This window comes from Paraglaciecola marina, assembly GCF_004360155.1.
Lineage (GTDB): Bacteria > Pseudomonadota > Gammaproteobacteria > Enterobacterales > Alteromonadaceae > Paraglaciecola > Paraglaciecola marina.
In genome coordinates, this window is record NZ_SAIS01000007.1 from 28,817 (window position 1) to 52,098 (window position 23,282).

A 23,282-nucleotide genomic window follows, 5' to 3' on the forward strand; every position below is an offset into this window, starting at 1 on the left:
TTGGTGAATCAAGGTGTCCCGCCTATTGAAAAACTTCTACAGATTATGCAACGTTTGCGTGATCCTGATTTGGGTTGCCCATGGGATCAACAACAAACCTTTGAAACGATTGTGCCCTATACTATTGAAGAAACCTATGAAGTAGCGGATGCCATAGCCCGTAAAGATATGATAGATATAAAAGATGAGCTTGGAGATCTATTGTTTCAAGTAGTGTTTTATGGTCAGTTAGGGGCAGAACAACAAGCATTTACCTTTGACGATATTGCCCAGGGGATAAGTGATAAGTTAGTGCGGCGTCATCCCCATGTGTTTGCAGACAGTAAAGCTAAAAATGAGCTTGAGTTATCAAAACAGTGGGATGCCATCAAAGCACAAGAACGGGCTAACACCAAAAAAGATACCGATGAGAGTGTTTTGGCGAACTTACCTAGTGGCCTAACCCCTTTATTAAAAGCTTACAAAATACAAAAACAATGTGCCAAAGTCGGGTTCGATTGGCCTATACTAGAGCCCGTTGTTGAAAAGGTTCATGAAGAAATTCAAGAAGTATTGCAAGAAGTTCAAGCAGATAATCCCAATCAAGAAGCAATAGAAGAAGAAGTTGGTGATTTATTATTTTCTGTGGTTAACCTTGCCAGACACCTTAATGTAAATGCCGAAAGTGCTTTAATTAAGGCTAATAACAAATTTGAGCAGCGTTTTAGACAAGTAGAAATAATTTTAAAAAATCATGAGTCTTCAATTCATTCAGCAGGATTAGATGAAATGGAAGCCGCATGGCAACAAGTGAAAAACTAAAGAGTAGTTTTTCTATAACTCGATGTTTGGTTTGTTTAAGATCTAAACTAATATGTCGATACTAACTTATGATATTAGTAAATAAAGGATCTGTATGTTTGTTTTTTCTTCACAGCATAAAAAAGTAGAATCACAGAAAAAAGAATTACAACAAACTGTGGTTGAATTATCGCAGCAAGTAGACGCTTTACGAGCAGAGAATATAGAACTCAAAGCCGACGCGGAGGCTAAATCTTTAGCTGCATCATCACCTGACAATTACGAAAAAATATTAGTTAAATGTACTATTGATTCTATGGGCCAAGTTGAAGGTATCAGGCAGACAGTGCTTGATTCATTTCAACGTATTGAAAAGCAGAGTGAATCCATAACAGATATTAACCAGTTATTTGACACTTCAACAGAATCTTTAGACACAATAGCTAAGTCAATGGCTGGCTTAAGTTCAAAAATGGTTGCAATGACCACCAATATCTCAGGTCTTTCTGATAAAGCCGATAATATAAATACATTCGTAACTACTATCACAAGTATATCAGATCAAACTAATCTATTAGCCTTAAATGCTGCTATAGAGGCAGCTAGAGCAGGGGATGCCGGGCGAGGGTTTAGTGTGGTTGCAGATGAAGTGCGTTCCCTTGCAAATGAAACCAATAAATCAGCGAGCGAAGTAGCAGATTTAGTAGGTGATATTATTTCATCAACCAAAAGTGCTGTGGATTCGGTGGATGAAATCAAAGATAACAACGATACTCTATCTATTGGAGTTAGTGAGTTAGACAATAATTTCAGTTCAATTATTGCTTGTTGTAATACCATGAAAGATGCAATAACCACTAGCTCTCATCGCTCTTTTATTCAAACCGTTAAACTAGATCATATTGTTTGGAAAAGTGAAGTTTATGCTGTTATTTATGGAATGAAAGATAAAGGAATTAATGATTTTGAAGACCATAAAATATGTCGTTTAGGGAAGTGGTACCAAGGTGAAGGCAAACAAAAGTACTCTGATAATACCTCTTTCAGAAGTTTAGACCGCTGCCACGCTGAAGTGCATTCAAATGGCTTAAAAGCAATGCAGCTCTTCGCTGAGAACAATAAAGATGAAGCAGTGAAATATCTAGTTAAAATGGAAGATGCAGGGCAAGAAGTCATGTCTTGTTTAGATGACTTAGCTGAGGCATTGTAATTCAAAAGGGCACAAACTCATTTAGTTAAAAGTGAGTTTGTGTTTCTGATTTCTAATGGTTCTTGAGTTACTTCCGCACTTTTCCTTGTAGTCCAAACCTACCCATCAAGCTAACTAACATCATAAGTGTTAGCCAAAACATACTCCCTCCACCTGAAGAGCTACTAGTTGTAGTGACGGGGGTTGTTGTTTCGGTGTCTACTGGCGTAAAACTAACATTCTGAATAAACCCCTTGTCTTCACCAGCACTGGTATTTAAGTCTTTACTATAAACCCAGGTAATCAGGTTTTCACCAGCTGATAACTCTATAGTGTATTCACTGAACTCAACTTCTCCGGAGATATAATCGAGTAATTCATCATTTAAATACACAAATAGTGCGTCGTAGGGTTCATAGTCCTCATCTGTGACCTCCAAAGAGGTATTTTCTTCTGATGAAACAGCCCACTCGAAGGTAAAAGTACCCTCACTGTCTACTAAGGCTACAACTGTACTTTCTTGTAAATCGCTAATGGCACCACTTTCAATACCTTGAACATTATTAGACACCCAACCTAGATCCCCTGTGCCTCCACTGAACCAAGTTACTGCCGTTTCTCCTACTAAGGCTCCAATTGAATTGGACTCACCTAGTGCAAGAGCGGTTAAATTTAAGCTGTTTGCTGGTATGTTCTCGTCATCGGTTACAATACTAACAATTGCATCTAAGTCTTCACTAATTGATGGAGTGTAAATTACAGTTATTTCACAGCTTTCAGTCGCTTCAAGAGTAGTGCAATTGTTGCTATCTATACTCACAGCTGTACTACCAGTCACCTCAAAGCTTAATGTAGCTGTTGATACACTATTGTTAGATACCGTAAAGTCTTCAGTGTAAGAATTGCCCTCTAAAACACTACCAAAGTCAAACTGGGTTTCGATGGCTACTCCACCTGTTATGTTATTTATCCAGTCAATATATTGAGATACTCGGGTATACACACCAGGGTAGCCTTCTGCGGCACAGCCAAACCCAAAGCTTACTATGCCAACTTGTTGTACCCCTGAACCAGTATTAATAACTAATGGCCCACCACTATCTCCTTGGCAAGAGCCTTTGCCACCCTCAGGAATAGCAGCGCAAATCATGTTACTGGTTATATCTTCGTCATCAACCAACACACTTTCATTTAATATGTCTATGCATTGTTCATTAGTCATTAACTGTAAGTCGACTTGGCGCAATATATCGGGAAAACCTGAAGTAGCGCCTTCTCCTGGTTCATAACCGGTTGTGCCTCCCCAACCCGCCACTGTGGCTATACTGTTTTCAATAGCATATTGAGAGGTTACCTCTGAAGTCGCAATGGTTACTGCTGATGTATTTACTGATTCTGCTAATTCAACAATGGCAATATCGTTTTCAAATGTATTGCTGTTATATGAAGGGTGTATGTATACATTAGCAATGTCTATGGCGTTATCCGCACCGTCTGATAAGTCGTACTCTCCTATATTCATTTTAAGAAAGCTAGCGCTGCCGTCTTCCACACAATGGGCAGCCGTTATTACCCATTTGTCTCCAATAAAAGAGCCTCCGCAAACTATCTCTTGTGCTAGGGAAGTTGAGTCACTAACACTTATACTTGCTATACTGCCTAACTCTTCTAATAGAATTAAACCATCTGCTCGAGTAATTGCTAATACAGGTATAGTGCCTGTGTAATCTGATCCTAAGGTGCCTTCAATGTTTCCTTCTTCTTCATTATTATAAATGATTGCGCCTACACCGCCTGCAGCTTCACAGTTATCAGCTTTTTCAGAGAAGTTTATTTCGCCTCTTTCAATGAGACAGACTTTTGCATCGGCATCCACACATAATTCATCCGCAATACCACATGACACAAGTTCGGCACTTGCGGAACCAGCTACACCGTAAGTAAAGTAATCACTTGTATAGCTAATATTGTCAACTTCTAAGCTAGTAGTTATGACATTGATGGTGTTTACATACGCTGCTATCCATGGCCAATCACTAACATCGGCTACCTCACCGCCAACTATTCGAGACTCAATTAAAGAGTTATTGCTTTTAGTATTTAATAAGCTGCTGTCACTAGCGGAAAATACGTAAGGAGAGATAGTAAGTATCGCCCAAGGGAAGATAGCGGTTAGCAGTCTATTCATTAAAAAAATTCCTAAATAATACAAGTAGTAGTCATAAGTTAAAGAGATAGCTTGTTGTAACTATAAAATATAGCGACTAAAAGTCTGACCAGACATTCTGGTGATTTAATTTCAAATGTCAAAGGTTAGGCAACTAATATACAGATTTACCTAAAGTCTTTGGTATCAAAAGCGATAAATACAGTAACAGGTACTTTATTGGTGTAAATCTAAATTGCTAAGTTCTGAAAATACATTAGACATAGGCTCTGCGGAATTCGCTTTGCCCAATGATTTTGAGCTTAATGGCGACATCAATCGAGCGTCACAACAAGGAGCTAAATTTTCCTTACTAATGGCAATGCTAGAGCCAAATAGCTTGCATCGGCCACGCTTTGAAGACTCAGAATCCACTTTGCGTGCTGTGGGTGAAAATTCAGAGCTTTATCACTATCGAAGTTCACCATTAGAAGCCAACCAAGAATATTGGCAAGGCTGTAACAATACCGGGAAATTAATAGAGACTGGTTACTTGGCTTCTGCTCAGCTGTGGATGGCCATGCATCCTGAGCCTTTGTCACAACACAATAACTGCCTCAGCATAGATGAAGATGTTCTCGCCAATGCAAGTGTGTATGCTCAAAGCAGAATGAAAAACCAAACAGTAGCAGATATTAAAGTCGACGAAACAGGGCTATTTGATATTTTGGATGAACTCAATCCCATATCAGTTTAATTACCTAATGGGATGCTATTGCTCTTTTTCACTGAGTTAGTTGCTAGGTGTCTCCGGTGTTTTATCTTCTGCTTTTTTAACGCGTATTTTACTATTTCCAAGTTCTTTATAATTTAGGTTTTTAATTGCTGCTTTTGCTTCTCCTGCCTTTGGCATTTCAACAAACGCAAAACCTTTTGAATTGCCACTGACCTTATCTACAACTAAATTACAAGATTGCACAGTTCCATATTCGTCAAACAATAGCTTAAGATCATCTTCTGTGGTTGCCCGATCTAAGTTACGAATTAATATTTTCATAGAGTGTTCCCATGTGAAAAAATGCCTGAGCCAAGCTTCAAGTCAACTCGGTATTTTTTAATAATTGAATGGCGCTACTATGCCACATGCGCCTCTCCAAAGGTTAATATTACGCAAATATGTGTATGATCTACCTCTAAATATTTGAAACATAACCAAATAATCACGTTTTAATAGCTAGTTGGAGAGAAAGGATCTGATGGGCGACTTGGTTGATAACTTTTTTGATATAGGTAAATGATTTTTAGTGCCTTAAATACTAAAAAACTTTTTAGGACGAACTTAAAGTTAACAATAGCTAACCTTAAGTTGTGTTTTTTGTCCTTTTAACTTGGTAGCATGACGAATGCTACAATATCATTATTGTAGTCACCTGTGGTTTTATATTCTCTATAGCCATTTGATGCTGATATTCCAACCGCATAATTAGTACCTTTGTAATTAAGTAATAACGAGTCTTGTTGGCCATTGCCTAGCATTAATAAGGATTTGTCTAAATCGAGAATTTCACCCACTTTTTGCGGTGAATTCTGGGTATGAGAAATAATCATGCCGTCTCTTTGGCAATAGAAAGCAAAGCATCCTTGCAACGCAACACCTTGCTCATCTGTCGGTAAGGTGTCGTTTAGCATTTCTTTGAACTCAGGCGTACTATCGAACACTATACCAATACCGCCAATGACTGTAGGCTGCTGCATACTAGTAATGGAAGCATTATAAATATAAGTGTAATCGTCCTGATATTGGTTACTCGGAGTAAAACTCGATACCGTGTATGTCTGAGAGTTGGTGTTTTGTAAAGCTTCTTGTGCCCCACTATGCTGTTCAGTGGGTTTGCCGATCATGTTCGCCTGCTCTTTGTTTGAGACGGCTATGATAACGCCATTTTTATCGTAAACATATAGGTTGGTATAGACAGTGTATAAGTCATTAATGTAATACAGGATGTCTGTAATTTCTTGTTTCGCTTGATCGGTTAGTTCATGTTCTTGCAAATGCTCTCTAAAAACAGTGGTTAATGCCCACCATCTGCAATCATTGGCTCTTTCGTAGAGGTTACGATCCATTATATCTATGGCTAGACTTGCGAAAAACCTAACGTCACTTAACCTAGCGCTTAATACTGTGTCTTGAAGGTTATCTATAGAATCTGAAAAAATAGAGGTTATACCTTGGCCCGTTTTTTTGATTTCGGAAAGCACAGGCATAAATTCAACAGCATTATTTCTAGCAGCCGCAATAATACCATTTAGCACCACTAAGCTAAGATCATCATTGATTAAACTAGAGCTTCTATATATTTCCTTCAGATCATCAGAAAATAATTCAGAATCTAACAAAGTAAAGGCGTCTTTTTGTGAATTTTGGGTGTCTTTAGAGTGCTTAAAAGCTTCTTTTAAAGGAGTCATAACCTGGCCACACCAAGATAGCCCCATAAAACCTTGATACCCTTTGGTATGAGATTGGGTCGACAAATATTCGTGCTTGTTAAATTTTACTATGATGGGAGCTTCATGTTTAGGGAGTCTATCATTTAAAGGTATTTTATCTGGGTGATTAGTCGCAATAACAGTCCCTTTATTGTCCACAATCGTAATGGTACTGGCAGCGCTTTCTGACTGTAAATTATTAAAAATTCCTTGCATTTCATCATCAAACCGAAAGCATAAACATAATACACCTAGCGTATCAGCGTTTTGGTGGTTTGTGCTTTTAATTGCACAAGAGTAAATTAATGAGTGGTCAAGTTGTGGTTGTAGATCACTTTTACGAAAGGTTTCTACGTAGTCTTCGCTAGTGTTTAGTGTGTTGGCAATTAAAGGGTCATCACTGTGGGTGATCTTGCTGTTAGGGTCTAAGTTAACTTGCACATTTCCTTGGGGATCCAGAATTATGATTTCATCATAAACACTATATTTCTTAACATACTCTTGTAAACGTGCTTGAAGTGTTATTACATCATTCGCGTCTTTGTTTGGCTTTAATAAAAACGCTCTAATATCATCATCCGTAGCCAAAAATCCTACATCCGCTGTACGTTCAAATAAATTCCTAATGAGAATATCTATAGCCACTTGAGATTTGTTGTGGTCGTCTGCAATACGTTTTTGTAAGTGGGCTCTTAATAAATTTTCAATTAATCGTCCTTGTAGCTTTGAAAATTTTTCTCTGGTGTAATGCATTTCTTCAAGAATACTATCAGATACATTTTGACTATTAATCTTACCAATTAGTGATATTTTGCCCCACCAATGGTTCAGCGCTTGCAAGCGCTCATCGTAGGTTTTAATGAGTGGAATCGCAGATTTTAACTGTTGTTGATTATTAGAAAGTAAAGTATTCAAAATGCCTTGGCCTATTTATTATTATTATTTAACAGACATCCTTATCTATTTAGAGTAATCGGTCGCAACTTGTACAAACTTTAGTATTAAATGCAAAAATTGATTGCTATGCAATCACTATTTTATGAATAGGATAGTATCTAACTATTTGAATGTCATAAATAAAGTTTAGCCTTATTATTTCTTCGACTTTAGTATTGGTTTTGTTCTGTATTGCTATGGCTGCTGTGAGCGTTTATTATTTTTTATTAACAAATCTTTCATGTCCAAAAGAAATAATAATGAAAATGATCACAGCATGTGCGTTAGCGGTTTTTTATTGTGTTAATGCCTTTAGTAATACTACGACTATTCCAAACCAGCCAAGTGAAACTCAAGTCATGAACCGTTTCGCAGAGTTAGCTCTTGAATGCGTTCATAAAGAATACCCTAATATTGTTAAACATATGATGACAGGCGATGAGCATGTGAAAACGCCTAAACAATTATACCCAGCATTTTACGGCTGTTTTGATTGGCACTCATCGGTGCATGGACATTGGTTGTTAACCCGCATTGCTAGCCAATATCCAGAGTCTGTGCATTATCAGGATATTCTAGATAGCCTTGAGCAAAGCTTTACGACTGTAAACATTACTGCAGAACTTGACTATTTTAATCGACCCAATACAGGCACAAGTTTTGAGCGCCCCTATGGTTTGGCTTGGTTTTTACAACTGACTAGTGAATTACGTCATTGGGATAACCCTAAAGCAAAAGAGTGGTTAGCTATCCTTAGGCCTTTGGAAGATAAGATTGTTGCAAATGTTAGTGTTTGGCTACCTAAGCTGGCTTTTCCTATCCGTGTAGGTGAGCATAGCCAAACCGCTTTTGCGTTTGGGCTTATGTTTGATTGGAGCGTGACTACTGGCAATCAAGTTTTTCATGATTTACTAACGACAACCGTTAATCGTTTATATAAAAACGATGTAAATTGCCCACTAAATTACGAGCCTTCTGGGCAAGACTTTTTATCCCCTTGTATTGCCGAGGCAGACTTGATGCGAAGAGTATTAGCGCCCGCACAATACGCTAAGTGGTTAGCTGATTTTTTACCTTCAATACCTACTGATGGCAGTGCTAATTGGTTAACCGTTGCCACCGTTTCAGATAAAAGTGATGGCAAACTTGCCCATCTAGATGGATTAAATTTAAGCCGCGCTTGGATGTTAGAGGGCGTTGCGTCGGTACTGAGTGATCAAGATGCCAGAAAAAGCGCAATCATCAATGCAGCTAAAAGCCATAAAAAGGCCGGCATAAACGCGGTTATTCACGATATGCATTACATGGGAAGCCATTGGTTAGGTAGTTTTGCTACCTATTTAGAAACACGGGCAGGTTTACAATAAGCCAGCACTTCGATTACCCATAACCTTTAGGTGGCAGGCTTTGTACTTGTCATTTAAATGTTATGGTTACAATAAAAACTATCACAGTGACCTCCAGAACATTGAATATTAGCCCACAATTAAAAGCGTTTGAAAACTCATGTTTTACTGACTTCACTGTGCCTATTGAGGACTATGGATTACCGGAGCGTTTTACATTCCCATTTTATTATGAGCCGCATCCTTTATGTATGCTTGCTGCAGAGCAATTGCAGGGGTATCTTCAAAGGCAAAAAAGTTGGTATCACAATTTTGGTTTGTCTGATGATCCCAATGTCATTATTGGCAAGATGTTTGGAGTGTTACTTGTGCGCAATATTGCAGGATGTATCGGCTTTATTGCTGCTTTTTCAGGTAAGTTAGCTAAAAAAAATCATATTGATGGCTTTGTTCCTCCCGTATTTGATTTGTTAGCTAAAGATAGCTTTTTTCTGGCTGAACAGGTCGTGATTAACCAGTTAAATGAACAAATAGAAATTAAAGAAAATGCCCCTGAGTTAGTTGTTTTAACACAGCAGTTAGAACAGGTTAAAGCTGATTGTGAGCAGCAATTAGCAGCACTTAGAGAAGAGTTAATAGCTAACCGCAAAGTACGAAAGGCCAAGCGAAGAACGCTAACAAACCAAGAAGGTAATGATAGCAGTGAAGACGCTCTTAAAGAGTTAGCGGTGCAAAGTGTCTATGATAAGTGGCGCTTGAAAGACCTAACCAACGAGACGCAAAGCGCGATAGAAAAAGCGCAGCAGCAGCTTGCAGAATTGACTGAAGATATCGCTACATTAAAGCGTCAACGAAAAACCTTATCCGCTAACTTACAAAACAAAATATTTTCTCAATATCAGTTCTTAAATCAAGAATTAGTGCCTAAAAGTCTACTAGACATATTTGCAGAAACCGCACTTAAAACACCCCCTGCAGGAGCGGGAGAGTGTGCCGCTCCTAAACTGTTGCATTACGCCTTTGAACATCAGCTTACGCCATTGGCTATGGCCGAGTTTTGGTGGGGGGCGTCACCTAAGTCTGAAATCAGGCAGCACAAACAATATTACCCAGCTTGCATGGGAAAATGTCACCCTATTTTAAAGCACATGCTAATTGGGTTAGAGGTTGAGGATAACCCTCTTATTCAAAACTGTGGTGAGGATAAAACCTTAGAAATCATCCATCAAGATGAAGATATCGTTATTGTTAATAAGCCCATAGAGTTTTTATCTGTGCCCGGTAAAGAAATATCCGACTCAGTGTATCTGCGCATTAAGCAGCAGTTTCCTGATGCTACTGGCTCTTTAATTGTGCACAGGTTAGATATGTCTACATCTGGATTAATGGTGTTAGCCCTTAACCCTAAAGCGAATAAGTTTTTGCAAAAGCAATTTATACAGCGGGATGTCCATAAAGAATATGTCGCCTTAATATCAGGGCTACCAGAGCAAGAACAAGGTGAAATAAACCTGCCAATGCGGGGCGACTATTTCGACAGGCCTAGACAGATTATTTGTAACAAAGACGGCAAGCCTGCAAAAACGTATTGGCAAGTGATCAAGCGTTACCCGGATACCAATCAAGCTAAGGTATTGCTTACTCCGCATACGGGTCGTACTCACCAATTAAGGTTGCACTGTGCCCATGCAGAAGGGTTAAATATGCCCATAGTTGGTGATGATTTATACGGCGTTCGCACTAATCGTTTACACCTGCATGCACAAAGCCTGACGATTAGGCACCCCAAAAGCAAAGAGCTAATGACCTTTAAAGTTGAAGCAGAGTTTTAACATTTGAATTGGCTTTTAAAAAACTAACCTTTAAAGAGAGTAATAACTATGACAATCCGAATCGCCATGTGGTCTGGCCCTCGTAACATCTCCACCGCTATGATGCGCAGTTGGGAAAACCGTAGTGACTGCGAAGTGATCGATGAACCTTTTTATGGATATTATTTACAACAAACCCAAAGCCCACACCCATGTTTTGAGGATATTCTCGCTGAGCAAAGTACTGATTACAAAAAGGTTGTTAAACAATTAACCGAAGGTGACTGTAAAACTCAGTTTCAATACCAAAAACATATGACCCACCATATGCTAGATGATGTTGATTTAGGGTGGACCAAAACCCTCAAACACTGCTTTTTAATTCGCGACCCCGCTCAAGTAGTAAATTCATACACAAACAGCATGGGGCAATGCAGTACCCAAGATATAGGAATTGTCAGACAAGCAAAGCTGTACGATGAGATAACACAAATTACTGGGCAGAGTATTCCTGTTATTGACTCAAATGATGTGCTTAAAAACCCTAAATATATTTTGGCTGAAGTGTGTAAGGCGTTAGCGATACCCTTTGATAAAGGGATGCTAGCGTGGCCAAAAGGCCCTAGAAACAGCGACGGGGTATGGGCAACACATTGGTATCACAGTGTCGAGAAATCTACAGGGTTTGCCCCTTATGTGCAGCCAAACTTGACGCTGAATAAACAGCAACTAGATGTGGTAGCAGCGGTACAACCTTATTACGAAAAATTGGAAAAACTACGTATAAGATTGCCAAATTCGGAAATTTGAAGTTATTCCACAGTAATTATTACTTCAATGATTTCTTCTGGTTTGCAAGCTCACTGTCATTGAAACGTGAGTATTTAATAATCTGTTTTTGACACGAATCGATTGATTGTGAACCTGTAATCGTCAGTTAAAGAAAATCGCCTGACTAAGTGTTTTTTATTCGGTTTATAAGCTCTCCAGTTCCACTCACTATCTTTGAGATTTATACCCGTTATTCCAAGGTTTTCTAAGTCTGATATTGAATAGTCAAAGCCTATTGGGCCTAAACCAATCCAGGATAGTACTTTATCCCATAGGTTGAATTTACTTTGTCCGTAAACTGGAAGAATGTTATCCACTAATATTTTGGCAAAAAACTCTGTCTCTTTTACCCTCATTGATTGAATAGACTGCTGAAAACGTGCTTTGTCTCCATCATCAATATCCCAATGAGTTTGCCATGCACTTCCGTGCCAAATTAATACAGAGTCTTTACTTAAGTATTTGAGGCGTCCTGCTGGAAAAACATAATTTGCACAAGATGAGGCGCAAAAATCTTTAACTTCTACGTTAAGCCCATTCTCTTTTACCCAATTTCCAAGTGCAATTCCAAGGTTTATGTCTCCTCCAGAGCTCGATATTAATAATGTATGTGGTTTTATTTGGGCTTTGCTATACGTTTTGAAAGCCCTTTCATTTGCATCTCTTGTAATGACTCCTTTATAAATTAAGAATCCATTTTCTATAGCAGTAAATGCTATTCCTAACTCGGTGTTTGAAGGTTTAGGAACTGTTGAACAACCGAATACCAAAAGGGATATAACTAGACTAAACCTTGTCACCGCGACTCCTTGAAACTTAATCACCAGACTGCTTGTTCGATCGTGCTAATTTGGGATCATAGGTAATACAATTTTAGAAGGGTATTGTTTGCTCATGTGTATGGTTTGATTGGCGACCTTCATCTTAGAGGTTTTTGCAAAGTCAGCCCCAGTATTAAGGTTTCGGGCCAACCTTGGGTAATTACTGCTAGTGACATCAATACGAATACGGTCACCGGGTGATAACATATAACTGCTGGCCCACATGTCGATTTCATACTTATAGACCTTTCCAGGTTCGATTAATTTAGGAGTATCAAAGCCTTCTCTGTAACGAGCTCTAATCACCCCATCAACTAAATTAAAGGCAGTGCCGTCAGGCTTAACGATTATGAGTTTTGCCATAAAGTCTGTGTCGGGGGCACTGCTTGATGCATAAATTTCAGCACTAATTGGGCCGGTAAACTCTGTAGCTTTAGTAAAAGGCTCTGTCACAAATCTAAGAATATCTTTACGGCCATCAAGGAGTTTTTGATCGTACGGGCCCCGTAATTTAGGCATCATAATATTGCCGCCAAGGGTGGGAACTGGATCGGCCGGATCATAATCATAGTTAAGGGCGCCTGATGTTGCGGTAGGGGCTTTATCAGAAAGTGACTTATCGGCATGTAAGTAATAGGGGCGGTACTCGGTTCTGGCTAATGGCCACTCTTGTTCGTCGCGCCATACGTTTTCACCCATAATAAATATCCGTACTGGGGCCTTGCCCGATACCAAATTTGAATTGGCATCACTGCCTTTCATCCAGTAGTCAAACCATTCGACTAACATGTCGGGTGTATCAATCAGAGAGGTTTCACCAAACTCTACATCACCTAGTTTTGAAGACTTGTTCCAGCCGTGTGACCATGGTCCAATAATTAAACGCTGACCATTTCTAGAAGTGGCAGAGGCCGATTGCTCTGTCATCGTTTGGTAACTGCCTATGGTGCTGCGTAAAAATACATCAAACCAACCGCCAATATTGAGCGCGGGTACAGCCATTTCTGTGGCACGGGCTTCTAAATTTAAAGGTTTCCAATAATCATCGTAAGAAGGATGGTTAAGCCAATCTTGAAAGTGAGGGACCTTAAAACCAACATTTTCGGCCAAGTTCTCTAAAGGTAAGTGGCTAATACCATTGACCCAATCAATAGGAAACGACATATTGGTTCTGCTGCCCGCTAACCCTATACCCCAACTAGCTCGAGATAATAGAGAGAACGCACCGCCTGGATAAGCCACATCTCGGTAATAATTACCCGGGCTAACCGCCGGCGCAATGGCCACCAACGCTGGGTTTTTATTGATAGCTGCCAACCACTGCACTGATGCAAGGTACGACGAGCCAAACATACCTACTTTACCATCAGACCAAGACTGCTTTGCAATCCAAGTAAGGGTGTCATCACCATCGTTTATTTCTTGAAAATAAGGGTACCATTTACCTTCTGAGTCATACCTGCCACGAACAGATTGAAACACCAAGGCATAGCCGTTATTAGTCGCAAATTTGGCATATTTTTGTCTACCCGCGCTTGAGCCATTGGTATACATGTCGCGTATGAGTAGGGTGGGGTACTTGCCATCTGCGGTAGGTAAATAAATATCAGTGGTAAGGTTTACCCCATCGCGCATGGTGACAGGTACATGATATAGGGTTTTAAGGGTATCAGGGAAGCCTTGTTCATAACCTGGAAAACTCTGTCCGTGGCTCATTGACGATAATGATAACGTGATTATTAGCCCAATAACTAGTTGTCGCATACTCATAAAATCCTCACATGTTTTATTTTTATTAGAATGAATGTCGTGGATACATCAACACTACTGCTTTATTAATTTTAAGTAAACTAGGGCGAGTGCTAATAGCTGCAAAGCTAAGCTTTTAAACATGGGCTTTGCTTATTAATATTATTCACTTCGTTCACCGTTATCTCGAGAACAGCGCCATACGTTACCCTACCTTCGGCCATCATTGGCGGTCGCTTGTCATTTATTCTTTATGTGTCTGCGTTGCTTGGAGAACTTGGAGTCGCGGGTAAGTCAAAAGCATCGCTATGCGATTAGGCTTTCACTTCGTGAACAAATGTAGTTTGGGCTAAAGCCCATCAGTTTATCTAGCAGTGATTATTATGCTGTTTAAACAAACAGTTATAATACATGTTTTAACACTTGTTACTTTTTGCTGTTTTTAATTGGAAATAAGTATTATCAAAAATAAACAGGGTTTAGTTTATGTCATTGTTTTTAAGATAGTTTCAGTGGTGAGTGAAAATATAATATTTTGTATTTATCCAGAGTCATGGTTTCTACATGAGGAGCCAATAAAAACTCCCCTCTGAAAATTATACTTACGGCACTATTACCAAATCAAACGGGGAGCGTTTTGTGATTACAGGACTTATAGACGAAGAGTTATTTTGGATCCGACAGTTGAAGCCAAGTATTACCAATTTGCACTGGCGTTTTTTATGTTTGGATTAGTAGAGTCGCTTCCATACAAGTTGTATAGGTGCATAGAATGACTGTCTTTGTAAGTTGTTGTAAGTTCGATAAAACCCTTCAAATTTCAGTTAACAGTGCACTTTTTGATGTATTTTTGCATACTGTACAATTAATTTTAAGGCTGAGACTTTTTCAACAGTCTCGTTAAAGGGGGAGTTCACAATGAGAAATGTGTATCTTTTATTAGCCATACTAGGGGGCGTTATTCCCTACTTGTATTTTTTCCAATTTATACAATCAGAAGGTCTAAATATTCCTTTATTCGTAGAGTCACTATTTGTAAATGGTGCGGCTGGAGGCTTTAGTGCTGACCTGCTTATTAGTTCTTTTGTGTTTTGGTTATTTATGTTTAAAGAATCAAAACATTCTTCTAATCCTAAGCCTTTTTTGTTTATTGCGATAAATCTTACTGTAGGGTTAAGTTGTGCACTACCTGCCTATTTGTATGCCAAGTCGACCGCGAAAAATTATAATTAAGCGTAATCACCAATACATTTGAAAAGTGTTGTTTAAGGGTTTATGAGCTATCTAATTTTTATTACTTGTTTTCTTTTGTCGTTTTCAGCAGTGGCATTTGATAAGGCTTGTTTGCTTACAAAGTATGAAAACTATGTCGCCGCGCAAGATAACTGGCAAAAAGGTTTAACAGATATGATCGTTACAAATCATGCAGACCTTAGAGACGTTGCTGAACTTTATTTGAACGATCAATTGGTATTAACCCAAAAGCGGTTAATGGCGGTTACTTCATTATTAAATGAGACTCCAGAAAAATTACAAACTCATTTAAAAGTGGCTAGTTGGCTACAGTTAGATGCTGCGGATGAAACCGAGTTAGCTAGCAATAACCCTCTATATGATGAGCTTTTGCAACAACATTTAGTTAATCGGCATCGCGAGCCCCACGTTGACGGAAATAGACTGCGAGACGTGATGCGGACACAGGTTACACTTTCAAACGAGTTTAAACATCTTTATGTGGGCTTTTTAGAACAAGTTAACGATATTAATAATATAGTGTGTGCGGTAAAGTAAGTGAATGTTATTTTATTAAGGCTTCTCTTTGTTAGTCAGCATAGTGATGAATTTTGTAAAGCGCCTTTGCCTAGTTTCTGGCTTTTTGGCACTTGTTAGGCCGTAGGCAATGGTATTTCGATGTGATTTATTAAGGGTGTCGTAAAAGCTCTTTGCATTAGGCTGCGTATCTAGTGCGGCTATAAAATCTTCGGGTATTTCCATTTTACTGACCACATAGGCCTCATCCCAACGGCCATCTGCTTTCGCTGTTCGAACATGAATCAGCCCAGGCTCCATCATGCGCCCTGTCGCTATTAAATGTTCAACATGCTCAGTGTTTCTTTTAGACCAATTGCTTCGCGGCAATCTTGGGGTGATACGTTGCAGATAGGTTTGATCATCAAGTGATTTTTTGATGCCGTCAATCCAACCCCAGCATAAGGCTTCTACTACTACATCATTCCAGGTGACACTTTGCACTTTAGTGTGTTTTTTGAATATTTTAACCCATAGCTCAGTTTCGGTGGCGTAGTTTTGCCAAAGCCATGTGTTAAGTGCTTCTGGTGTAGCAAATGTCATTATCTTTGATGGTGTAGGTGTTGGCACTACAGTCGCTCCTTTTGAAATTAGACTATTGTTTATATATTGGATTTTGCAAAATAGTAGCGAAACAATTCATAAAACCGTGTGAGATGTATGGGTTTTTCACCTTGGTACTTGTGTAAAAAGTAGAAATGCCAAGCTCTGCCTCTGGTATCTGGTATTACTCGCTCTATAGAGCCCTCTGCCAGATGTTGCTGCACTAAAAATTCGGGTAACAATGCGACGCCCATATCATTTAACACTAACTCTAGCGCTGTCATTAGGGTATTCACTTTTGCACTATGAGTAACCTTTACTAAGTGTTTATTGTTTAGTGCGTTATCAAATAGCTGCAGTTCATCATGTTGCCAAGCTGTCGCGATAAACTTGTGTTCTGGCAGATTTTCAATTTTAGTAAGTTCACCTTGTTCTTTTATATACCGACGAGACGCACAAAATATTTCAGATACTTTTCCGATAGACAAGGCTCTATAATTTGAGTCTTGAAGGTGTCCACCAAAAATAGTGGCATCTAAATTATGCTCAATTAAGTCTAACCAGGTTCCAGATACAACTATTTCGGGGGTTAGCAGCGGAAACTCCAAACATAACTGCCTTAAAGCAGGCACCACAAAACCCTTCTCAAAAAATGGCGGCACAGCTACTTTAAAGCTTCCAGATGGCTGTGCTTTTGCACTACTTAACTCTGTTAAGGTAAGGCTAAGCTGTTGGCTTAGCAGCTCGCTTCTTGCCAATAAAGCCTTACCCACAGAGGTTAGCACTAAACCTCTAGTGTTACGTATGAGTAACTGCTGTCCTGTTGCTTCTTCTAAGCGTTTTATTTGTTGGCTAACAGCTGATTTACTCAAGCCCAGCTTTTTTGCCGCAGCGGTAAACGACTCTTTTTTGGCTACTTCAACAAAGATCAAAATTAATGGTGCGAGTTTTATGTTGTCCATATTTTTAAACTATGTGTTTATTTTGTGGATATTGTTCATTTTTATGCGTGAAGTTAAGGTGTGTCAACCGAATACCTAAAGAGATAACAAAATGAAAACATTAGTCATAGTTGATTTAACCCTAATTGATAAAGCGATTATTGCCCAATACAGCCAATTAGCGGCCAAAACATTAGAAACTTACGGAGGGCAATTTATTGCTAAAGGTCCCATTGAAAGCTTGCATGGAGATGCGCCTTACGGCATGAAAGCTGTCATTGAATTTCCAGATAAACAAAGCGCTCGAGACTGGTACTCAAGTGATGCTTATCAAGCAATCATTCCACTCAGAAATACAGGAATGGACAGCCAATTTCATTTGGTGTAATCGGAGGGGGAGTTATAAGCTGGCGCTTGTGCTATCTATGGCTGCGCCACTTTATAAGCTTTGCTTATAGGGCATCGCTTCGCGACTAATGGCATTCACTGCGTGAACTGTGCATGCGCTGTGCTTACTTTATGCTTCGCACTAAGATTATTCACTACGTTCATCAAGCATTCGCTTTGCTCACCTGCATCCATGCAGTTTTTAACTCACATCCGTGAGAGCTAGTGACTCTTTCTTCAACAGCCAAGAAAGAGTAACCAGAAAGAGGCCGCGCTCCGATCAAATTTCAGCTCAATTAAATATTTGGCTTGTTGAGTGTTCGAGCAAGGGTGAAAGCTGAGCATTTAGGAGCGTAGCTCCGCCAGCTTGAGCAGCTCATCTTGCGACCTACATGGATGTAGGAAGGTAGAATAAAGCAGGAGCACTTATCGAGATGTTGAGATTGGGTGACGATCATCAGGGACGTGAATTTGGCTAACCCTAATAAGTGAAACGCATACTTAGTGCACGCAGCGATGCTTAATAAGCAAAGCGCATACAACCAGCGGCGCAGCCACATAACCCCTTAGTTATTGACTTAGGTCATTGACCAAAAAACAAAGATTAGCTACCATCCGCACCCTAATTTTTTGCTCTGGGATTACGCCCCAAACCGCAGGTAATATTATGTCTGAACAAGCTAATTCAGCACATGCAAAATACGTTGTATGTGCGCTATATAAATTCGTTTCTCTTGAAAACTACAAAGAGTTGCGCCAGCCCTTACTTCAGTTCATGGAGTCTCAAAACATCAAAGGTACTTTGCTACTCGCCGAAGAGGGCATAAATGGTACCGTTTCGGGTACCCGTGACACTATTGATGCTTTACTTGCTTGGCTAAATGCCGATGAACGCTTAAACCCCATCTCTGTGAAAGAGTCTTTAGATGAAACCCAGCCGTTTCACCGAACTAAAGTAAAGTTAAAGAAAGAAATCGTGACTATGGGCGTTGAAGGTATAGATCCCCGCAAGACAGTAGGTACTTACGTTAAACCTGCTGATTGGAATGATTTGATTTCAGATCCAGACGTATTGTTAATTGATACCCGTAACGATTATGAGATTGAAATTGGCACTTTTAAACACGCAGTGAATCCTAATACTGAGTCGTTTCGCGAATTTCCCAAGTATGTAAAAGATAATTTAGATCCTGCTAAAAATAAAAAGGTAGCTATGTTCTGTACTGGCGGTATTCGCTGTGAAAAGTCCACTGCTTATATGAAAGAGCAAGGGTTTGAAGAGGTGTATCACCTTGAAGGTGGCATTCTTAAGTATCTAGAAGATATCCCTAAAGCAGACACCATGTGGGAAGGTGACTGCTTTGTATTTGATAACCGTGTGGCAGTTAATCATGATTTAGAAAAAAGTGATTACGACCAATGTTATGCCTGTCGTTTACCTATTACCGAAGAAGATAAGCAAAGTGAGCAATTTGAATCTGGGGTAAGTTGCCCTAAATGTTTTGGTACTCATAGTGAAGAACAATTAGCGCGATTTAAAGAGCGTGAAAAGCAAGTTAACCTTGCTCGTGAGCGTAAAGAAGAGCATTTAGGTACCGAAGCTCGCAAAGCTATTAAGTTAAGACGACAACAAAAAGGTGCCGCGCGCCGTGCCCAGCGCACTGCTATGGGGAAAAGTAACGGTTAAAAGGGTGATTTAATTACCTTTTTTGCACCTTGTTTACATTAGTGCATAGACACTAGCTCGTGATAAGCGTTAGACTTAAGCCATTGAATTAAAAGTTGAAGAAATTATGTCTTTAAATACAGAATCTGAACAACCACTTGCACCAGAAAAAATTGCAGAAGCCCGTAAAGAGTTTGATTTTTTTGATGCTGACGGTAATGGTGAAATAGGCTTAAAAGAGTTTATTGAGTTATTAACGGTTTTATCACCTAAAACTAAAGCAAGCCATGTAGAAGAAGGCTTTAACTTAATTGATAAGAACCACGACGGGTCTATCGATTTTGAAGAGTTCTTAGAATGGTGGCAACAGTCGTGGTGGGAATACTAAATTAAATTTTAGTGAAACAATTTTAAGAATTGCTAAAAGCTCAAACTTTGTTGTTTGGGCTTTTTTTATGAATGGCGTAAAGTAAGTTCGAGCTGTTTTTAAACAACCAGTTTCATAGACAAACTGAACAATTTATAAGGATATAAAATTATGTTTCATCGCCCATTAAAATGGTTGTTATTAATCACAGTTATTAACGTCTTATTTCTCTCATGTGAGCCCACTAAAGTGACCGAACAAAGAAATCAGCAAAAGTCATATACTCGACTGACTCAATTAGCAGTACCTGCACCAATCGCAAAACAACAAGCTTTCAAAGCTGAATACCATGGAATAGAACTATCTGATGACTACCATTGGTTAAAAGACCAAGGCTATCCCACCGTAGATGATGTGCCTGTACTTGATTATTTGACAGCTGAAAATCAATATTATGCAAAATTCATAGAGCCGAATCAGGCCTTAGTCAGCAGTTTAGTTGAAGAGTTTAAGGGCCGTATTAGCGATGCTGAAACCTCTGTACCTTGGCAAAAAAACGGTTTTGAATACCGTTGGTATTTTAGAGCGGGCGAAGATTACAAAGTATGGGTAAGACGACCACTTAATAGCTCAGAAGAACAGATCATTTTAGATGAAAACTTGCTTGCTACCGACTTTGATTATTTTTCTCTTGGTGATATTGCAATCAGTCCAAATAATCAATTACTCGCTTATTCATATGATACTGATGGAAGCGAAAGACACGCTGTTAAAGTCTTAGATATATCCAGCGGCCAAGAGGTCGCGAATAGGTTAACTAATGTTGAAGGCTCTGTTTTATTTACTAAAGATAATACAGGGCTAATTTATTCATTGTTAGACGATGAAGTCTGGCGTGTAAAAAGCGTTAACTTACATACTTTAGGCCACAATCAATCACAAGATCGGGTGTTATTTGCAGAAGAAGATGATGCTTATTTTTTATATTTTTACTCATCAAGTAGTGAAGAGTATCTCATTATTCAATCTAGCAACTCGACAGCAACCGAATCTGTAGTGTTTAACCTTGATGATTTTACCCAAGCCCCACAATATTTGAGTAAACGTAAACAAAATTTTCGATTAAGTGTTGATCACGGCAATGGTTTCTTTTATCTATTAAGTAACGATACTCATACTAATTTCAAAATCTCTAAAGTTAGCGATACAAATCCTAGTTATGAAAACTGGCAAGATTTTATTGCAGGATCAGATGATAAATACCTTAAAGACCTTCAAGTATTTAAAGACTTTGTAGCAGTATCAAACAGCGTAAAAGGTATTCAGTCTTTAAGTATTGTGCCTAACGATAAACCTGCATTTGATATCCCGCTTCCTGAAAAAGTCGCTAGTGTTGGGTTAAACCTTAATCCTGAATTTAATCAGCAACATGTGCGTATTGCCTATGAGTCTATGATTACACCAGAAAGTGTTTATGACTTTGATATTGCAAGTAAAATTTTATCTATTCGAAAAACCATGAACATACCATCGGGTTATGATAAGACCCAGTATTATACCGAGAGATTAATGGCCCCAAGTAGAGATGGAGTTGAAGTACCCGTTTCTATTGTTTACAAAAAGGGGTTTAAAAAAGATGCTAGCCAACCTATATATTTATATGGTTATGGCGCTTATGCAAGAGGCATGGAGCCTACCTTTGCACCTAACATATTAAGTTTACTCGACCGTGGCTTTGCTTTTGCTATTGCACACGTCAGAGGCGGTGATGAAATGGGGTATCAGTGGTATTTAGATGGCAAGCTAACTAAACGACAAAACACTTTTAATGACTTTGTGGATGTAGCGCAGTTTTTGATTGACAAAAATTATGTGGCCAAAGGAAATATCTCTATTAGCGGCCGCAGTGCGGGTGGTGAATTAATGGGTGCTGTGGTGAATCAAGCACCTGAGCTTTGGCGTTCGGTTAAGTTGGGAGTGCCTTTTGTTGATGTATTAAATACCATGCTAGATGCAAGTTTACCTTTAACGCCGCCAGAGTGGAGCGAATGGGGTAACCCAATTAAGAGTAAAACATCTTTTGAATATATTAAAAGTTATTCGCCCTACGACAATATAGAGGCTAAAGCCTATCCTCCTATGTTGGTGACTGGTGGCTTAAACGACCCTAGAGTGACCTATTGGGAGCCTGCTAAATGGACGGCTAAGTTGAGAGCAACTAAAACCGATCAGAATTTACTGGTAATGCGAATAAATATGGGCGCGGGACATTTTTCTAATACAGGGCGATATGCACAATTAAAAGACTCCGCAGAAGAATACGCATTCACGCTTTTGGCACATGGCATAAAAGAATAATGCTTTTATGGAATTATTCGAAGGTGTCATCGTTCTATTATAAAAATAACCACAGTCTGTGGCAAACCAAGGTTTGCTTCACAGCACTATTAGGAATAAGAATTTTATGACTGATAAAAGTTACACCCCCCCTAAAGTTTGGACATGGGATACTAGTAGCGGCGGTAAATTTGCCAATATCAATCGCCCTATAGCAGGTGCTACCCATGATAAAACTTTACCTGTAGGCAAACATCCATTGCAGTTACATTCGTTGGCCACGCCAAATGGCGTTAAGGTTACTGTGATGTTAGAAGAGTTACTAGCAGCCGGAATCAAAGAAGCTGAATATGATGCTTATATAGTCAACATTATGGAAGGCGAGCAATTTGGGAGTGATTTTGTTGAAATCAACCCTAACTCCAAAATTCCTGCCTTAATGGATCATAGCACTACACCACCTACTCGTGTTTTTGAGTCTGGCGCTATCTTGTTGTATCTAGCTGAAAAATTTAATGCCTTTTTACCAAGTGACCCAGCTAAAAAGCCTGTGTGCTTATCTTGGTTGTTTTGGCAAATGGGCAGCGCGCCTATGTTAGGTGGTGGTTTTGGGCATTTTTATGCTTATGCACCAGAAAAGTACGAATACCCAATTAATCGATATGCTATGGAAATTAAGCGTCAATTAGACGTATTAGACCGCCAATTAGCTGATAACGAATTTTTCTGTGGTGATGAATACACCATAGCCGATATGGCTATTTGGGCTTGGTATGGCGCGTTAGTGTTAGGGAAACTCTATGAGGCAGCTGAGTTTTTACAAGTTGAAAGTTACACTAACGTATTACGCTGGGCTAAACAAATTGATGCTAGGCCAGCTGTAAAAAGAGGGAAAATGGTAAACCGCACTTGGGGTGAGCCTTCAGGCCAGCTGCACCAACGTAATGACGCTAGTGACTTTGAAAATAAAACTCAAGATAAAATGGGCGGAGAAGGAGTGAAAACTCTTTAAGCTTGCTGTTTCTAAAATTGCCTCACCCTTTGAGGCAATATTTCTGTTTTCCCTTTCTATTGAGTTTAGCTCTTTTGCTATTTTGATTGAATTACGCACTGTCGAGGTGCGACTGTGAACAGTT

The 23,282-nt window shown here is 39.2% G+C and carries 20 protein-coding genes; 13 read left to right on the forward strand and 7 right to left on the reverse strand.

The genetic code is table 11. The features are described from left to right. Positions 1 to 801, forward strand: coding sequence for a nucleoside triphosphate pyrophosphohydrolase (gene mazG, locus EOK74_RS11030; RefSeq protein ID WP_420818929.1), 801 nt, complete (start codon positions 1 to 3; stop codon positions 799 to 801). Between the two features lie 94 nt (positions 802 to 895). Further along, the gene (locus EOK74_RS21195) at positions 896 to 1,990 is read left to right on the forward strand and encodes a methyl-accepting chemotaxis protein (RefSeq protein ID WP_133470069.1); all 1,095 of its coding nucleotides are present in this window, start codon (positions 896 to 898) and stop codon (positions 1,988 to 1,990) included. Positions 1,991 to 2,057: 67 nt separating this feature from the next. Here the strand turns inward: EOK74_RS21195 and EOK74_RS11040 are convergent, their stop codons facing one another. Continuing rightward, positions 2,058 to 4,157, reverse strand: coding sequence for a trypsin-like serine protease (locus EOK74_RS11040; protein ID WP_133470070.1), 2,100 nt, complete (start codon positions 4,155 to 4,157; stop codon positions 2,058 to 2,060). Positions 4,158 to 4,371: 214 nt separating this feature from the next. On the opposite strand from EOK74_RS11040, the gene EOK74_RS11045 reads away from it, so the two are divergent. Beyond that, positions 4,372 to 4,872, forward strand: a complete 501-nt coding sequence (locus tag EOK74_RS11045) for a VC2046/SO_2500 family protein (protein WP_133470071.1) — start codon at positions 4,372 to 4,374, stop codon at positions 4,870 to 4,872. Between the two features lie 36 nt (positions 4,873 to 4,908). Here the strand turns inward: EOK74_RS11045 and EOK74_RS11050 are convergent, their stop codons facing one another. Both EOK74_RS11050 and EOK74_RS11055 read right to left on the reverse strand, forming a co-directional pair. Then, positions 4,909 to 5,172 carry an RNA recognition motif domain-containing protein gene (locus EOK74_RS11050; protein WP_133470072.1) on the reverse strand — a complete coding sequence of 88 codons (264 nt, stop codon included), beginning with the start codon at positions 5,170 to 5,172 and terminating at the stop codon, positions 4,909 to 4,911. A 326-nt stretch (positions 5,173 to 5,498) separates the two neighbouring features. Beyond that, positions 5,499 to 7,517 carry a cache domain-containing protein gene (locus EOK74_RS11055; RefSeq protein ID WP_133470073.1) on the reverse strand — a complete coding sequence of 673 codons (2,019 nt, stop codon included), beginning with the start codon at positions 7,515 to 7,517 and terminating at the stop codon, positions 5,499 to 5,501. A 281-nt stretch (positions 7,518 to 7,798) separates the two neighbouring features. Between EOK74_RS11055 and EOK74_RS11060 the strand changes: the two genes are divergently transcribed. The 3 genes from EOK74_RS11060 to EOK74_RS11070 all read left to right on the forward strand — a co-directional run bounded on the left by EOK74_RS11060 (position 7,799) and on the right by EOK74_RS11070 (position 11,505). Then, on the forward strand, positions 7,799 to 8,905 hold the full coding sequence (locus tag EOK74_RS11060; protein WP_133470074.1) for a DUF2891 domain-containing protein: 1,107 nt from the start codon (positions 7,799 to 7,801) through the stop codon (positions 8,903 to 8,905). An 86-nt stretch (positions 8,906 to 8,991) separates the two neighbouring features. Continuing rightward, positions 8,992 to 10,716 (forward strand): pseudouridine synthase, encoded by a 1,725-nt coding sequence (locus EOK74_RS11065; RefSeq protein ID WP_239024090.1) that lies wholly within the window; start codon positions 8,992 to 8,994, stop codon positions 10,714 to 10,716. Between the two features lie 48 nt (positions 10,717 to 10,764). Further along, positions 10,765 to 11,505 (forward strand): sulfotransferase-like domain-containing protein, encoded by a 741-nt coding sequence (locus EOK74_RS11070; RefSeq protein ID WP_205964629.1) that lies wholly within the window; start codon positions 10,765 to 10,767, stop codon positions 11,503 to 11,505. Between the two features lie 74 nt (positions 11,506 to 11,579). On the opposite strand, the gene EOK74_RS11075 is transcribed toward EOK74_RS11070, so the two are convergent. Then, on the reverse strand, positions 11,580 to 12,326 hold the full coding sequence (locus EOK74_RS11075) for a hypothetical protein (RefSeq protein WP_205964631.1): 747 nt from the start codon (positions 12,324 to 12,326) through the stop codon (positions 11,580 to 11,582). Positions 12,327 to 12,371: 45 nt separating this feature from the next. After that, the gene (locus EOK74_RS11080; RefSeq protein ID WP_166638756.1) at positions 12,372 to 14,111 is read right to left on the reverse strand and encodes a CocE/NonD family hydrolase; all 1,740 of its coding nucleotides are present in this window, start codon (positions 14,109 to 14,111) and stop codon (positions 12,372 to 12,374) included. Between the two features lie 903 nt (positions 14,112 to 15,014). On the opposite strand from EOK74_RS11080, the gene EOK74_RS11085 reads away from it, so the two are divergent. Beyond that, positions 15,015 to 15,329 carry a DUF2834 domain-containing protein gene (locus EOK74_RS11085; protein WP_133470077.1) on the forward strand — a complete coding sequence of 105 codons (315 nt, stop codon included), beginning with the start codon at positions 15,015 to 15,017 and terminating at the stop codon, positions 15,327 to 15,329. 42 nt (positions 15,330 to 15,371) lie between these two features. Next, positions 15,372 to 15,887: a hypothetical protein gene (locus tag EOK74_RS11090; RefSeq protein WP_133470078.1), complete on the forward strand. Its 516-nt coding sequence runs from the start codon at positions 15,372 to 15,374 to the stop codon at positions 15,885 to 15,887. A gap of 15 nt (positions 15,888 to 15,902) precedes the next feature. Here EOK74_RS11090 and EOK74_RS11095 read toward each other — a convergent pair whose 3' ends face one another. Then, entirely contained in the window at positions 15,903 to 16,475 is a 573-nt protein-coding gene (locus EOK74_RS11095) for a YdeI/OmpD-associated family protein (RefSeq protein WP_239024091.1), read from the reverse strand. Positions 16,476 to 16,507: 32 nt separating this feature from the next. Then, on the reverse strand, positions 16,508 to 17,410 hold the full coding sequence (locus tag EOK74_RS11100) for a LysR family transcriptional regulator (protein ID WP_133470079.1): 903 nt from the start codon (positions 17,408 to 17,410) through the stop codon (positions 16,508 to 16,510). 91 nt (positions 17,411 to 17,501) lie between these two features. Here EOK74_RS11100 and EOK74_RS11105 point away from each other — a divergent pair, with 91 nt between their 5' ends. From EOK74_RS11105 to yghU, 5 genes are all read left to right on the forward strand, one after another. Continuing rightward, positions 17,502 to 17,777: a DUF1330 domain-containing protein gene (locus EOK74_RS11105; protein ID WP_133470080.1), complete on the forward strand. Its 276-nt coding sequence runs from the start codon at positions 17,502 to 17,504 to the stop codon at positions 17,775 to 17,777. A gap of 666 nt (positions 17,778 to 18,443) precedes the next feature. After that, positions 18,444 to 19,463 (forward strand): oxygen-dependent tRNA uridine(34) hydroxylase TrhO, encoded by a 1,020-nt coding sequence (gene trhO, locus EOK74_RS11110; protein ID WP_133470081.1) that lies wholly within the window; start codon positions 18,444 to 18,446, stop codon positions 19,461 to 19,463. 106 nt (positions 19,464 to 19,569) lie between these two features. After that, on the forward strand, positions 19,570 to 19,830 hold the full coding sequence (locus EOK74_RS11115; protein WP_133470082.1) for an EF-hand domain-containing protein: 261 nt from the start codon (positions 19,570 to 19,572) through the stop codon (positions 19,828 to 19,830). A 150-nt stretch (positions 19,831 to 19,980) separates the two neighbouring features. After that, positions 19,981 to 22,167 (forward strand): S9 family peptidase, encoded by a 2,187-nt coding sequence (locus tag EOK74_RS11120; protein WP_133470083.1) that lies wholly within the window; start codon positions 19,981 to 19,983, stop codon positions 22,165 to 22,167. 106 nt (positions 22,168 to 22,273) lie between these two features. Continuing rightward, the gene (gene yghU / locus EOK74_RS11125; RefSeq protein ID WP_133470084.1) at positions 22,274 to 23,158 is read left to right on the forward strand and encodes a glutathione-dependent disulfide-bond oxidoreductase; all 885 of its coding nucleotides are present in this window, start codon (positions 22,274 to 22,276) and stop codon (positions 23,156 to 23,158) included. Positions 23,159 to 23,282: the final 124 nt, after the last annotated feature.